The following is a 255-nucleotide window of genomic DNA, read 5'->3' on the forward strand; positions in this document are numbered from 1 at the left end:
GGGCCGCCGTCGATCAGTTCACCGCCAAACTCTTCACGCGCCAGCTGGTAGCCCCAGTCTTTAAACGCGCCTTCGGTGAACTTCATGATGTTGCCTTTGTGCACCAGAGTCACAGAGTCACGATCGTTAGCAATTGCGTATTCGATCGCTGCACGAACCAGACGTTTGGTGCCTTCTTCCGAACACGGCTTAATACCGATACCACAATGTTCCGGGAAGCGAATTTTCTTCACCCCCATCTCTTCACGCAGGAAT

1 protein-coding gene is annotated in these 255 nt (G+C 52.9%); it reads right to left on the minus strand.

Annotated elements, in window-relative coordinates; genetic code table 11:
- A partial coding sequence (locus SB659_RS20020; RefSeq protein WP_410551685.1) for an isocitrate/isopropylmalate family dehydrogenase occupies nucleotides 1–255 on the minus strand: 255 nt, incomplete at both ends.

Source organism: Arthrobacter sp. SIMBA_036 (assembly GCF_046535135.1).
Classification (GTDB): domain Bacteria; phylum Actinomycetota; class Actinomycetes; order Actinomycetales; family Micrococcaceae; genus Arthrobacter.